Below are 13,993 nucleotides of genomic sequence, written 5' to 3'. Positions count from 1 at the left end.
GTGTCAAGATGCATTATGTCATCGTCGATTTTGTAGTAAGGCAAAATTCTGGAGGGATATTATCAATATTACAAGATGTCAATAAATTTGCGCTTGAACATACAGAAGACCGTTTTACGTTTATAGTTGGGACAGATGGTCTGATCACTACTTCGCCAAACATAAAGGTTATTTTGCGCCCTGATTTGCAGCGTAACTACATAAAAAGAATTTTTTTCGATTTCTGGAGAGGTGCTGGTGTCATTAATTCTTTAAAACCGGATGTGGTTATTTCTCTACAGAATACCGCCGTTCTTGGAGTTAATGCTCCTGAAATGTTATATGTGCACCAACCTCTCCCGTTCGAAACAAATTATAAATTTAGCTTCTTTAAAAGCTCGGAGAGGAAAATGGCTTTTTACCAAAGTTTAGTGGGCAGTGTTATCAAATTGAACTTAAGGAGTTTTCATAAGGGGGCAATCACGGTACAAACTCACTGGATGTTGGAAGAAGTACAGAAGTACGCTAAAACACCAATTTTTGTAACGCGACCATCTATTGATAAAAATGATTTCAAAGGTCAGATTTTAGGAAGTAAAGGAAGCAATTTCTTTTTTCCGAGTACTGCAATGGTTTATAAGAACCATCGAAATCTAGTTGACGCCTATGAAATGCTTTCTGACGAAGTAAGGCGTGAACATCACTTAATATTTACGATCTCTAGAAAGGAATACGGTCGTTTGTACGGGCAAGTACCTGATGATTCGAATATTAAGTTTCTAGGAAGGATTCCTCGGGCTAAGGTAATCGAAATTTTAAATCATAGTATATTAGTCTTTCCTTCAAAAATTGAAACTCTCGGGTTACCGCTTATTGAAGCAATGATATTGCAAAGACAGATTGTTGCTGCAAATATCAGCCCGGTCACTGAAGTAACTAGTGAGTACGATTCGATTAGTTACTTTGATCCTGATGATGTGAAGTCTATTTACAACTCTCTATTGGCCGGAATAAGAATGAATCCTTCTAGGAGAAGCTTTAAAGAGACAAATGACAATGGTTGGCAGGCATTCTTTTCTAATGTAGAGGCATTGAATCATGCAAAATAGGAATGGCGCGGTTTGTGTTGTATATAAGCCCAATGTGTCCCAACTTATAAAGACAATCAAACATTACGACTCATTCTTTGACGAGCTAGTTATTGTAGACAATTCTGGTGGGAATAATATTGAACTTACTGAGCAAGTGAAGTTGATTAGAAATGTAACATATATACCGCTGCATGCGAATAAAGGTATAGGTAAGGCACAAAATATCGGATTAGCGGCTTTGTCTGATCAGATTGCAACGGTGTGTTTTTTCGATCAGGATTCATGGGCATCCGAGAAGGATTTACAAACATTGTTCACGCTATTTTCGGTAAAGGCTAAAGAAAACTATGGTATGCTAGCCTTGTCTGTTCATCAAAGCTCGGAGAAGGAAGTAAAAGTCGATGACGTTGATGAGGTTATTAGTTCTGGATCGGCAGTTTTAAAATCTGTCTTTGACAAGTTGGGTGGATTTGACGAGAACCTGTTTATTGATTTTGTAGACTATGAGTTTTGCTGGCGAATGCGCTCCTCAGGATACCGGATAGGAGTTATTGAAGGGACACACTTGCATCATCAAATTGATTCCGAGACAATACACAATCACACTCGGTCTGCCCCCTTCCGTAACTATTATGTTTTTAGAAATGCAATTTTACTGTTGAAGCAAAACCGCGTATTTACTCGCAAAGGATATATTCTGGGACTGATGGCAAAAAGAGTAGCTTTCGAGCTTCTTTTTAACAATAACCGAATGAAAAGAGTCCGCTTTATTGTAAAAGGAATAAACGATGGCCTAAAGGGAAAGAATGGTGAGATGCTTGGATAAGCAAGTCTGTCGGGTAGCTGTATTAATGTCTACTTACAATGGTGAGAAGTACGTTGAATCTCAGGTTCGCAGTATTGCACACCAGGTAGTTCCTAGTAATGTTCAGGTTAGAGTATATATTCGTGATGATGGTTCTACGGATAGAACTTTAGAGATCGTTAAATCACTTAAAAGGCAATTCAAGGATCTGATTACCATTATCAATGAACCGGAGGGGAACGTTGGAGTCAAAGCATCCTTTTTTTCTTTATTAGTGTCACATTCAATAAATGCTGATTACTACTTTTTGAGCGATCAAGATGATATCTGGGATGAAAATAAGATTGGGATCTTTCTTTCTAAATTCGATAAATTGTCAGATAAGAAGCCAATTGGAGTTTATTCAGACTTATGGATCGCGGATAAAGATGCAAATTCGACTGGCAAAAAAATGAGCCAAGTCTCTCATTGGAAAAAAGGAGCCATTGATTTTAAATTCTTATCATTTGATTATCGAGTAGTTGGCTGTGCTTTCGCGATTAATAATGCCGCTAGAGAACTTTTTAAGAACAACGTTACTGTAAACGTAATTAAAAGTGTTAATATGCATGATTCTTTTCTTGCACTGTTGATCGCCGCGTCTGGCCAGCTTTATCTTATCGACAAGCCAACCGTCTTTTATAGACAGCACGAAGGTAATGTGATAGGTGCCATTAAAAAGAAGGAAACGTTGGTCCAAAAAGTTAACAAGGCAGTTGCAGTGCCGGGACAATTAGTGCATGATAATGTTTGTGTCGGCGAAATCATCAAAAATGAAAAGATAACGGTTAACGATGGCGTAATGCCAATTGTTTCTTTGTATAGGAAATATTATGATGCGGGAGCTTTCCATGAACGCCTGAGTTCGGCCATCAAGGTATACAAGTTAATGCATCACAGAAGACGTTGGCTGCACTTAATTCTTATGATTTTTATTCATACTACAGAATACACTACGCAACCGTGGATAGGAAGTAAATAATGTTTTTTATTATTGCAACCATATTATTGGCTCTTTCCTTCTTGACCAATAAACTTCAGAAAACAATATCAATTCTGGCACTGGCTGTTGATGCGTTTTTAGTAGCATATCCTGCTGTTCGTCATAATGCTGATTACAATCTATATAAGTTGAGTTACAGCCAGCAGTTAGACAACTTTGAAAAGGGTTATACATTCTTGGCAAAGCTTTTCTTTAATTGGGGAGCTTCGTATGAGACTTTTCGAGTGTATATTGCATGCGCAACTTTCATAATTTTCGGAATAGCCATTTTTCGTCTTTCAAAGAATCCAAGTCTAGTTGTATTAGCTTTTAACGTGGGATTATTTGCTATTGAAGCCATTCAAATTAGGAATATGATTATGTTGGCGCTTGCTTTACTTGGATTTTCGATGCTGAAGCAAGGGCAATTCGCTAACATAGTTTTGGGCTTTCTAGTGCTTGTTATTGCTACATCTTTTCATACTTTGGGGTATTTCTTTTTATTGGGCGGTATTTTATTCTTTATTCCTTGGGATAAGTTGATTAAGGGATTGAAAGTTGTTGCAATTGTTAGCTTTCCAGTTTCGATTTTATTTTTAATTTTTGGTGTTCAGTCCATTCAAAGTGCATTCGGAACCTTTTTATCTATTACTGGAGCAAGATCTGATTTCTCATTTGATCTTGTTTCTGTGTATAACAATGGTATTGGTTTTAATGCCTGGCTATTAACAGTCTTTATTGTGGCCATTTTGCTATTTCCGTTTTTTCTTAATAGTCCATCAGTCAGGAATTTTTTGAACGATCCAAAATCAAAGAACGTTTTAGTTCCTGCGTTTTTAAGTGTGTTTTCGGTTGTTTTGACTCTTCTTTCTTCAGACTATGTCAGATTAGTCCGTGACGCATCTGTGTTTTCATACATAGCTTATTCACAACTTGTCGAAAAGCTAAGTTACAAACGTTTCATCATTTTAATCTATGTATTTGTTATAGCCTGTTTTGTCTTCTGGCTTCAGAATTTTATTATTTATCCTGAATCTGGCAGGTACATTGGGTACACTATTGGGCTAATATCCGATTCTGTTTTTCAGTGAAAGTGGGGAGACACTGTGAAAATAAATTTTGTTTTACCTGGTAATGAAGATGTTGTGGCTGGTGGGTACAAGGTGATTTATCAGTATGCAAATCAACTAGTGATGCGTGGCAATGAAGTGGTTATTTCCTTTGTATATTCACCAAGGTTTTATCATAATAACTTCGTGCGATCCATGAAGTTTCTTGGTGCTTCAGCCGGCCTTTTTCGAAAGAATAAAGAGCAAGTTACTTGGTATCCTTTAAGTGATAAAATTATTCTTGATTTCAACGTTGTAACTCCCAAGCATTTAAAAGATGCTGATGTCTTGGTGGCAACGGGTGTAGAAACAAGTTATTTTATAGCTAATGCGCCCGGAAGCAAAGGTAACAAGTTCTATTTCATTCAGAATTACGAGACGTGGGTTAATGGCAGGGAATTTGCAGACAAGAGTTTTTGTCTTGGATTACATAATGTAGTAATTGCCACGTGGTTGCAGAAACTTGTACAGAATCTGTCCGGAATTAAACCTCCGATTGTTCCCAATTTTTTAGAGACAAAGTTTTTTAGTCCTAATACAGAAATAGAGCATCGTGGACATACGGTTGCTCTGCTGAATCATGCCGAGCCTTCTAAACGGACCGCATTTGGGTTACAGATTTTGGAAAAACTGAGAACTAAGATTCCGGATCTTGAAGTGAACTTATTTGGTGTATGGGAGATGCCGGAAAAATTACCAACGTGGGTTCATACTTTTCGAAATCCGAGTCAGCTCACTCTTCGCGATGACATATATGGTGGATCATGTGTTTATTTATTGCCTAGTTTACTTGAGGGATGGAGTTTGACCGGGATGGAGGCAATGATAAGTGGGGCAGTAGTTGTTGCTTCAGACATAGGTGGAGTTAAAGATTATGTCATTGATAACCAGACTGGGTTGTTAGTTAAGCCGGATAATCTGGATGGTTTTGTGACAGCCATTGAGAATGTTTTTTTTGATGAAGAGTTGCACAAGAAATTGGTTCGCAACGGTGTGAACACAATTTTAGCATTAAGTATAGAGCGTTCGACGACCAAGCTTTGTCAAGTATTTGAGGAAGTAGGGAAAAAATAAAATGACTGAGAGAATTTTGGTTTTTGACACAAGCCAGACTAGTGAAAATTTAGGAGACTATATTATTATGGATTCCGTCAACAAGGAATTACACGATTTGTTTCCAGATGACTTGTTGATTCGAACGACAACTCACGATACTGTTGGGAAATTTGCTTATTCTTGGGGAAATCGAACAAAGTTAAAGTTTCTTGGCGGCTCCAATTTACTAAGCGGACGATTTACTGGCAGAAATGTTGCGCAATGGCGTTTTGGATTTCGAGATGCCCGAAGATTAAATGATATCGTTGGATTAGCATTAGGATGGCAATCTTATCGTGAATTTACACGTTTAATTGATCAACCTTTTGTCCTTGCCCAAAAAATGCTTTACAAGAAATCATTGAGTTCACATTATCTACATTCGGTTCGTGATTCTTACACTCAAAAAAAACTTGAGGAATATGGATTTCGGTCAATAAATACATCTTGTGTGACCATGTGGAGACTTGATACTGAATCTTTAAAGCAGTTACCGCTTCGCCAGAGTGATAAAGTCGTTACGACAATTACGGACTATCGAAATAATGGAGAATACGTAAAAGTTTACGAGAAAATGCTAGCGACACTTTTAGAGATGTATAAGCAGGTTTCTTTGTGGATTCAGGCTCCTCCTGACAAAGATTTAATTGATAAATTGAATATTAAGGATAAATCAAGAATTAAGTTTATCAATCCGAGTCTGGAAGCTTATGATGAAGCCTTATCCGGAGAGGTTGATTACATTGGTACTCGACTGCATGCAGGGATACGAGCACTGCAACATAAACGCCGGGCATTAATTGTCGAAGTCGATAATCGCGCTACGGAAATTGCGAAAGACACGAACCTGCCGACCTTGCCGATGAAGGATATTGATAAGTTAAAAGATATCATCCAAAAGCCAAATCCGATTGATCTTCAAATTCCTTTTGCCGAAATTGAACGGTGGAAACAACAATTTGTTTTATAAACGTGTGTATAACTGCATAGGTTAGTTTAAAGAATGTTAGTTTTAATGAAGTCTTTTTTGATATCTTGGTTTATTTGGAACTTTTTTTAAATGATAGGGAAAAGCAAACTGGTAATGATGGCTTTGTTGGGGTATTGTTTTGTTGGTCATATGAATCAAGTTTGCCGATTGATGAGGAGGAGTAGCAAATGAAAGGTATAATTTTAGCCGGTGGATCAGGAACTCGCTTGTATCCAATTACGGAGGCCATCTCAAAACAGTTGGTTCCCGTTTATGACAAGCCAATGATTTATTACCCATTGTCAACAATGATGTTGGCGGGTATTCGTGACATTTTGGTGATTTCAACACCGCGTGATATTGATCGTTTTGAGGATCTTCTAAAAGATGGTAAACAATTGGGGCTTAATATCAGTTACAAAGTACAGGACAAACCAAATGGACTGGCTGAAGCCTTTATTGTTGGTGCAGACTTTATTGGGGATGATTCTGTTTGTCTTATTCTTGGCGATAATATCTTTTATGGCAGCGGCTTGTCCAAGTTGGTTCAGCGCTCTGCTGCCAAAACAACTGGGGCGACGGTGTTTGGCTATCAAGTCAATGACCCTGAGCGTTTTGGGGTGGTGGCATTTGACAAGCAACACCATGTGCAGTCGATTGTAGAAAAACCTGAGCATCCAGAAAGCAACTTTGCGGTCACCGGTATGTATTTCTACGATAATCAAGTGGTAGAGATTGCTAAGAATCTTAAACCATCACCACGAGGCGAACTAGAGATTACCGATGTGAACAAAGCGTATCTCGAACGCGGCCAACTTGATGTTGAGCTGTTGGGTCGAGGGTTTGCTTGGTTAGATACTGGCACCCATGAATCCTTACATGAGGCGGCTAGTTTTATTGAGACAGTTCAGAAGCGACAGAATCTTAAAATTGCCTGTCTTGAGGAAGTAGCCTACCGAATGGGTTACATTGATCGTGATCAATTACGCGAACTGGCACAGCCGCTCAAGAAGAACGATTACGGCCAATACATTTTGCGATTAGCAGACGAAGAAGCATAGGAGGCAAAGACATTTGAGTTTAAAAGTTATTCCAACCAAATTAAAGGATGTTAAGTTAGTTGAAACCGATGTGTTCGGCGACAATCGCGGTTTTTTCACAGAAACGTATACCCGGGAAAAGTTTGTTGAAGCCGGAATTAAAAATGATTTCAACCAAGATAATCAGTCACTGTCGGCCGAAGCCGGGGTCTTACGCGGCATGCATTATCAAATGGCACCTTATGCGCAGACGAAGCTGGTGCGCGTGGTGACCGGGGTCGTTGAGGATGTCTTGGTGGATATTCGCAAAGGTTCGCCAACATATGGTCACTGGGAAGGTTATATCCTGAGTCAGTATAATCATCGCCAACTCTTGGTTCCTAAGGGGTTCGCGCATGGCTTCATTACTTTGACGCCCAATGTTAACTTTGTTTATAAAGTTGAGGGTTATTATGCCCCTGAAGCTGATCGCGGAATCGCGTTTGATGATCCGGATATTGGGATTGACTGGCCGATGTCAACGGCACATCTGATTATGTCGGAAAAAGATCAGCATCATCCGCAATTAAAAGATGCCGAGAATAACTTTATTTACGGGGAGATTTAAACATGAAACTTATGATTACAGGCGGGGCCGGCTTTATCGGCTCAAACTTTGTCCATTTTGTTTATAAGAACCATCCAGATGTTCAGATCATGGTCTTGGATAAGCTGACCTATGCCGGCAACAAAGCCAATATCGAAGACGTTTTGGGCGATCGGGTTAAGTTAGTCGTTGGCGATATTGCGGACAAAGAACTGGTCGATCAATTGATGGGTCAAGTGGACACGGTGGTTAACTTTGCGGCTGAAAGTCATAATGATAACTCACTGATTAATCCGGATCCGTTCTTACACAGTAACGTGATTGGCACCTATACTTTGTTGGAAGCGGCCCGTAAGTATGATGTTCGCTTCCACCACATCTCAACCGATGAAGTTTATGGTGATTTACCGTTACGTGAAGATCTCCCCGGCCATGGTGAAGGCCCCGGTGAAAAGTTCACTGTCAACAGTCGTTATAACCCTTCAAGCCCTTATTCTTCTACCAAGGCGGCCAGTGACATGCTTGTTCATGCGTGGGCACGTTCTTTTGGCGTTCGGGCGACCATCTCTAATTGCTCCAATAACTATGGACCCTATCAACATATTGAAAAGTTCATTCCGCGACAAATCACCAATATCTTGAGTGGCATTAAGCCAAAACTTTATGGCACCGGTAAGAATGTCCGTGACTGGATTCACACCAATGATCATTCCAGCGCCATCTGGGATATTTTGACCAAAGGCAAGATTGGCGAAACTTACTTAATCGGGGCTAATGGCGAACAGGATAACAAGACCGTTCTCGAATTGATCTTGAAGCTCATGGGCAAACCGACTGACTATTATGATCAAGTCAAAGATCGCCCGGGCCATGATATGCGTTATGCCATTGACGCCTCCAAGACTCGCGAAGAGTTAGGCTGGAAACCTCAATATACCGACTTTGAAGAAGGCTTGGCGGACACCATTAAGTGGTATACCGACCATCGTAGTTGGTGGCAAGATGAAAAGTCAGCAGTTGAAGCGAAATACAAAAAGAATGGTCAATAAATCGAACTCAACTTCAATTAGTTGAACCTACCAATTTTTAAAATGTTGAGGAGAAGATAAATGAAAATTTTGATTACCGGCGCACAAGGCCAACTTGGTACAGAACTACGCCACTTATTGGATGCACGCGGCATGACGTATCGGGCGACTGACGCCAAAGATCTGGATATTACCGATGAAGCCGCCGTTAATCAGTATTTTGCGGACTATCAGCCTGAGGTAGTGTATCACTGTGCTGCCTATACAGCCGTTGATAAAGCCGAAGACGAGGCAAAGGCTATCAATCAGCTGGTGAACGTTGACGGTACTCGTAATCTGGCTAAAGCTGCGGAGAAGGTCGATGCGACCTTAGTTTACATCAGTACTGATTACGTATTTGATGGCGACAGCAAGGAAATTTATACAGTTAACGATCAACCTGCGCCACGCAATGAATATGGACGGGCAAAATACGAAGGCGAACAGCAAGTGCAAAAGTACCTTAAGAAGTACTACATTATTCGTACTTCTTGGGTATTTGGTGAATATGGTCACAACTTCGTCTACACGATGTTGAACCTCGCCAAAACGCATAAGGAATTGACCGTGGTGGACGATCAATATGGCCGTCCATCATGGACCAAAACGCTGGCCGAGTTTATGACCTTTGCCGTTGATAAGCGTTTAGATTACGGAATCTATCATCTATCCAATGATAACAGCTGTAATTGGTATGAATTTGCCAGTGCTATTTTGGCGGATAAAGACGTTACGGTTAAGCCGGTATCGTCAAAGGAATACCCACAAAAAGCATGGCGGCCCCGCCATTCGATTTTGGATTTAAGTAAGACGAAGGCCACCGGGTTTGAGATTCCAACGTGGCAAGACGCTTTAAAGAATTTCTTGAAAAGTATAGACAAATAATGATCATCATAAAAATGTCAATTTGCCATTTTGGGTAAAAAAGATATTTAGATTGTCCAAAGCATTTGGCCAGTTTTATCCTCCATATGATAAGAATGTAAATGATAAGTAGAGACAATTTTATTATTGCGTCTTGTGAGTCTTCTAGCATATGTCTAGTTTTTGGAGCTTGTTTGTTGGACAATGCTAATCTTTCGGATAGCTTGATCTGCACTGTACTAAGTGGAGATGGTCTATAATGACCCGGATTTTAAACCCGGGTTTTAAACTTTATTCGTTTGTAAGATAGCATGTCACTTGAAACGGTGATGTAAACAATACGAATTTTTAAGCCACTATTAAAAAAAGCCGACAAAATCCGGTTTTCCGTTGTATTTTGTCGGCTTTTTGGGTTCTAAATTGACCGTAGATAGTGTTTAGGCACCCATGAAATTGTATATGATCGGCACAAAAACAACTGTATAATAATTATGCTATTGACTAATGAGGCAATTCCAATATAATCAGAACTGTATAAATCATTAATTAGGGCAACTTGAGCAGTTTTGTTGTATTTCTTGAAAGTAGAACTGTTTATGGGTAAAAATTAACAGTGAAGATTAGGCATGAATTGCAGCCTTATGCTCTGTTGCTCGGATGTACGATTTTTATGCTGAGTTAAAGTTGACATTTTGTAATAGTCGGATTGTTCTTTATCTAATGAGATTTCACACTGGTTAGTGTACAAATTAAGGTTGCTACTACATTAGGAATGTTATAAGATTACTTGAACAGAGAATTTGGGGAAACTTTACTTATATGATTGCCAAATATTGGAGGGGTAAATTTGGAGACTGCATCTAAGCACAGACAAACTACCGTTGAACAAGTTGATCTTGGGGGGTTAACACCGACATATCTAGTAACTAAACGTTGTTTCGATTTCTTAGCCAGTTTTGTTGGTCTTGTTCTGCTTAGTGGTGTTTTTTTAATTTTGTCCATTCTGATCAAAATAGATGATCCGCACGGGAAAATTTTTTATTCGCAGACAAGAATGGGAAAAGATGGTAGGACGTTTAAAATGTGGAAGTTTCGATCCATGGTAACTGGAGCGGACAAGATGGTCGACAAATTACTTAAAAAGAATGACGTTGAGGGGGCAATGTTTAAAATTAAGCATGATCCGCGAATTACGCGTGTTGGACGAGTCATTCGAAAATACAGCCTTGATGAACTGCCACAATTATATAATGTTCTTCGTGGTGATATGAGTTTGGTTGGACCAAGACCTCCGTTGCCACGTGAAGTCGTCAAGTATACAGATTATGATCGTCAACGGTTAGCAGTTGTTCCTGGTGTTACGGGATTGTGGCAGGTTTCGGGACGAAACGAATTAAGTTTTGATGAAATGGTCAGGTTGGACATTCAGTACATCAACAATGCGTGTGTTACTGAAGATCTTCGAATTTTATTCAAAACTGTTCTTGTTGTCGTTCATCCAACTGGAGCCTATTAAAGAAGCATTTTTCATCAACTGTATTGGCTTGTCTTTAAGCGGATTTGAAACGATGACTTCGCTATAGACAGTCTTGAAGAATAAGTTTATCTTTAGGGGCGGCTCTCCTTTTGGGTGGGCCGTCTTTTTTAGTGCGTCTGGCATGGGCGGCAAACTAGAAGCAGAGATTTTGAAGCCGGGGTTAGGATCGTTTTAGGAACCGGATTAGATGTTGATGCCATCGTGTGGGGTGTGGAAGTGTCGATCCTAGATAGCCACCCAGCACGCCATACAATGGTTCTAACTGTCAGTAGTTGTCATTATTTGGGAGCCAAAGCTGGCGGCGATCGTGTGGCGCAATTTAGGCAGCGATGGCGTTGCTTGTGAAGATTAATGATCGTTGATGCGCCTCTGTCGTTTCGAATATGGGCATGAACGATATAGAAGCCATTAGGTGCAAGAGATTAAATGCGCACAGTTGGACAATCTTTCAGCTGATAGGTTAGATCGTCACTGATGACGTAGATCTTCCTGTTTTGCGAGCCTTTACCACGATAATTGTCATGAACAAAAGAAACATGGATGTTTGAGGCTGGTATTTCAAAAACGAACAGTGGAGATTTATAGTTGGACATTTATTCATACTTTACTTACTTTGGTTTAGTTCAGTAGCTAATAAGCGTGACATAGAATACTGAGTAGGTGTTTTTTTACGGTATCGGGAAAAGGCCCACATTTTCATTGTCGATAAATATCCAACATCAAAAAGTATAGACCCAAAAAACTACGGCACGAATTGATTAATTTTCCATCAATTCATGCCGTAGACTTTTATGTCCTTTACTTTGCATCTAACGCATTTTGGATAACATCATGTGCCCTTGTAAGTTCTTTATCAGACATCACTTCATAATCTTGCCCATCAATATTCTGACCAGTACCATGCAACTGATCACTCTTGATCGTATTGCCAGCATCACGGTAATCGGTTGCCAAGTTCTTAACCGACCCTAGCGAAACATCAGTCCGAACATTCTTCCCAACAGCATCGAGGAACTTCTGACTCAACACAGTCGTTGGATTCTTCTTAAGCTTACCGATAACAGACGTCAAAATGAGCTGTTGCCGCATCTGACGGCCATAATCCCCTTGAGGATCGTCATACCGCATCCGCGAGAACTTCAAGGCGTCACTGCCGTTTAAGTCATATGACTGACCCTTAACAAATGATTTGCCTTCATAGTCAAAGCTTAATGGCGAGGTTACTGTGACGCCACCAACGGCATCTACCATCTGTTCTAGGCCTTTCATGTTGACGAGCAGGTAACCATCCAATTTGATGTTTAACAGCTTCTCAACGGCTTCCATGGCGGTGTCAGAGGAACCGTAAGAATAGGCTGCGTTGATTTTGATTGTGACGTCATCAAAATCGACTTTGGTGTCACGTGGGACTGAGACCATGGTGGTTGTTTTTGATTTGGGGTTGAGTACCATCACGATCATGGTGTCGGTACGGCCTTTGTAGGAGCGGCCAAGTTCGCCTGTGTCTGTACCGAGCAGTAAGTATGCGACCGGCTTTTTGCTGGTGGTTTTATCATCGGAAGATTTGTTTGTCTTCTTATTATAGGAATATATTTGCGATGTCGAGTTGTGAACCATGTAGTACACGAAGCCGCCAAACCCCAGCGCAGCAACGAGTACGACGAGTAGAACGCGTACTAGGATCTTTTTCATCTTTAAACCTCATTTCCTCCGTAATCTTTGCATATTATACCGCAAAGTCTGCCAGCTCGCTGATCTATTGTGAAACGTTAACAAACTGTTACAAAAAAATTTGACCTTGGGAGCGCTTCATTAGATACTTAGATAGTATTGGAAGGGGAACTGAATGATGATTGATGTGCATTGCCATATGTTACCGGGAATTGATGATGGTTCAAAAGACTTAACCACGTCGCTTGAATTGGCACAGGCGGCGGTGGCTGATGGGATTACGCATGCGTTGATGACGCCGCACCATATGAATGGCCGGTATACGAATCATGCGACTGACGTGATTCGGATGACAGATGAGTTTCAAGACGAGTTAGACCGCCGCAATATTCCACTGACGGTTTTCCCGTGTCAGGAAGTGCGGATTAATGGGCAGTTGTTAGAAGCAATTGACCATAACGACATTCTGACTTGTGACGTGAGCGGGCATTATGTGTTAATTGAATTTCCGTCTGACGATGTGCCGCTTTATACCCAAAATATGTTGTTTGAAGTGATGCAGCGTGGCATGATTCCGGTCATTGTCCATCCTGAACGGAATACCCGACTGATGAAGCATCCCGGTTTGCTTTATCAGATGGTTGAGCGCGGAGCTTTTGCACAGGTGACGGCTAGTAGCTATGTGGGCACTTTTGGGAAAAAGGTACAACAATTTTCCGAAGACATTATCGATGCGGGGTTAGCACATGTCTTTGCCTCTGATGCCCATCACTTACCGGGTCGCAGTTATGAGATGAGTGCAGCGTTCAAGCGGTTGACTCGTAAGCGTGGCGAAAAGAAAGCTCGGATTTTTGAGGAAAATGCCCGGGCCTTGGTTAATGGGGATCCGTTAGTGCGGTTTAATGAGCGTAAGGTTGAAAAGCGTTTGTTGTCGCGGTATTAATCAACTGAGAAACGCCTTGCCTGACTTAGCGTGAGAAAAAATTAGCACTCGGGTTGTGCGAGTGCTAATTTCATGCTATAATACATTATGTAAACAAGGAAAAGGCGCAACAGTATCAGTGCCAACAAGTGAATAAGCACGACACGAAAGTACTGTCAGAGCGCCTGGGAGTGCTTTTTTTGTAGAGCGTGAACAGGGCCGCTTAGAAACCGGAG

The 13,993-nt window shown here is 40.6% G+C and carries 13 protein-coding genes; 12 read left to right on the top strand and 1 reads right to left on the bottom strand.

Going from position 1 to position 13,993, the window contains the following annotated elements; genetic code table 11:
- Positions 1–8: 8 nt before the first annotated feature.
- From EL173_RS10550 to EL173_RS10500, 11 genes are all read left to right on the top strand, one after another.
- Positions 9–1,088, top strand: coding sequence for a glycosyltransferase (locus EL173_RS10550; RefSeq protein WP_015764596.1), 1,080 nt, complete (start codon positions 9–11; stop codon positions 1,086–1,088).
- Positions 1,078–1,896 carry a glycosyltransferase family 2 protein gene (locus EL173_RS10545; RefSeq protein ID WP_015764595.1) on the top strand — a complete coding sequence of 273 codons (819 nt, stop codon included), beginning with the start codon at positions 1,078–1,080 and terminating at the stop codon, positions 1,894–1,896. Before EL173_RS10550 ends, EL173_RS10545 begins: the two co-directional genes overlap by 11 nt.
- Positions 1,880–2,896: a glycosyltransferase family 2 protein gene (locus EL173_RS10540; protein ID WP_020751983.1), complete on the top strand. Its 1,017-nt coding sequence runs from the start codon at positions 1,880–1,882 to the stop codon at positions 2,894–2,896. Before EL173_RS10545 ends, EL173_RS10540 begins: the two co-directional genes overlap by 17 nt.
- Complete coding sequence (locus tag EL173_RS10535; protein ID WP_005712933.1) at positions 2,896–3,987, top strand: EpsG family protein; 1,092 nt, start codon at positions 2,896–2,898, stop codon at positions 3,985–3,987. The genes EL173_RS10540 and EL173_RS10535 overlap by 1 nt, the downstream gene beginning before the upstream one ends.
- A 15-nt stretch (positions 3,988–4,002) precedes the next feature.
- Positions 4,003–5,079: a glycosyltransferase family 4 protein gene (locus tag EL173_RS10530; protein WP_015764593.1), complete on the top strand. Its 1,077-nt coding sequence runs from the start codon at positions 4,003–4,005 to the stop codon at positions 5,077–5,079.
- 1 nt (position 5,080) lies between these two features.
- Complete coding sequence (locus EL173_RS10525; protein ID WP_015764592.1) at positions 5,081–6,070, top strand: polysaccharide pyruvyl transferase family protein; 990 nt, start codon at positions 5,081–5,083, stop codon at positions 6,068–6,070.
- Positions 6,071–6,258: 188 nt separating this feature from the next.
- On the top strand, positions 6,259–7,131 hold the full coding sequence (gene rfbA / locus EL173_RS10520; protein WP_005712926.1) for a glucose-1-phosphate thymidylyltransferase RfbA: 873 nt from the start codon (positions 6,259–6,261) through the stop codon (positions 7,129–7,131).
- 13 nt (positions 7,132–7,144) lie between these two features.
- Positions 7,145–7,717 (top strand): dTDP-4-dehydrorhamnose 3,5-epimerase, encoded by a 573-nt coding sequence (gene rfbC / locus EL173_RS10515; RefSeq protein ID WP_015764591.1) that lies wholly within the window; start codon positions 7,145–7,147, stop codon positions 7,715–7,717.
- A 2-nt stretch (positions 7,718–7,719) separates the two neighbouring features.
- Positions 7,720–8,745, top strand: coding sequence for a dTDP-glucose 4,6-dehydratase (rfbB, locus tag EL173_RS10510; protein WP_005712923.1), 1,026 nt, complete (start codon positions 7,720–7,722; stop codon positions 8,743–8,745).
- 60 nt (positions 8,746–8,805) lie between these two features.
- Entirely contained in the window at positions 8,806–9,648 is an 843-nt protein-coding gene (rfbD, locus tag EL173_RS10505) for a dTDP-4-dehydrorhamnose reductase (protein WP_005712921.1), read from the top strand.
- An 826-nt stretch (positions 9,649–10,474) separates the two neighbouring features.
- A complete protein-coding gene (locus EL173_RS10500; RefSeq protein ID WP_015764590.1) occupies positions 10,475–11,143 on the top strand; it encodes a sugar transferase in 669 nt (222 codons plus the stop codon).
- Positions 11,144–11,962: 819 nt separating this feature from the next.
- Here EL173_RS10500 and EL173_RS10495 read toward each other — a convergent pair.
- The gene (locus EL173_RS10495; protein ID WP_015764589.1) at positions 11,963–12,856 is read right to left on the bottom strand and encodes an LCP family protein; all 894 of its coding nucleotides are present in this window, start codon (positions 12,854–12,856) and stop codon (positions 11,963–11,965) included.
- A 157-nt stretch (positions 12,857–13,013) separates the two neighbouring features.
- On the opposite strand from EL173_RS10495, the gene EL173_RS10490 reads away from it, so the two are divergent.
- On the top strand, positions 13,014–13,778 hold the full coding sequence (locus tag EL173_RS10490) for a tyrosine-protein phosphatase (RefSeq protein WP_024129339.1): 765 nt from the start codon (positions 13,014–13,016) through the stop codon (positions 13,776–13,778).
- Positions 13,779–13,993 lie beyond the last annotated feature (215 nt).

Source organism: Lacticaseibacillus rhamnosus, assembly GCF_900636965.1.
Classification (GTDB): domain Bacteria; phylum Bacillota; class Bacilli; order Lactobacillales; family Lactobacillaceae; genus Lacticaseibacillus; species Lacticaseibacillus rhamnosus.
Note: the sequence above shows the minus strand (reverse complement) of the source record. Positions and strands in the feature narration are given on the sequence as shown.

Excerpts from the sequence above, each read along its gene's own strand:
- EL173_RS10550 (WP_015764596.1), top strand. The coding sequence starts at position 9 with ATGCATTATGTCATCGTCGATTTTGTAGTAAGGCAAAATTCTGGAGGG.
- EL173_RS10545 (WP_015764595.1), top strand. The coding sequence starts at position 1,078 with ATGCAAAATAGGAATGGCGCGGTTTGTGTTGTATATAAGCCCAATGTG.
- EL173_RS10535 (WP_005712933.1), top strand. The coding sequence starts at position 2,896 with ATGTTTTTTATTATTGCAACCATATTATTGGCTCTTTCCTTCTTGACC.
- EL173_RS10525 (WP_015764592.1), top strand. The coding sequence starts at position 5,081 with ATGACTGAGAGAATTTTGGTTTTTGACACAAGCCAGACTAGTGAAAAT.
- rfbA (WP_005712926.1), top strand. The coding sequence starts at position 6,259 with ATGAAAGGTATAATTTTAGCCGGTGGATCAGGAACTCGCTTGTATCCA.
- rfbB (WP_005712923.1), top strand. The coding sequence starts at position 7,720 with ATGAAACTTATGATTACAGGCGGGGCCGGCTTTATCGGCTCAAACTTT.
- rfbD (WP_005712921.1), top strand. The coding sequence starts at position 8,806 with ATGAAAATTTTGATTACCGGCGCACAAGGCCAACTTGGTACAGAACTA.
- EL173_RS10495 (WP_015764589.1), bottom strand. The coding sequence starts at position 12,856 with ATGAAAAAGATCCTAGTACGCGTTCTACTCGTCGTACTCGTTGCTGCG.
- EL173_RS10490 (WP_024129339.1), top strand. The coding sequence starts at position 13,014 with ATGATTGATGTGCATTGCCATATGTTACCGGGAATTGATGATGGTTCA.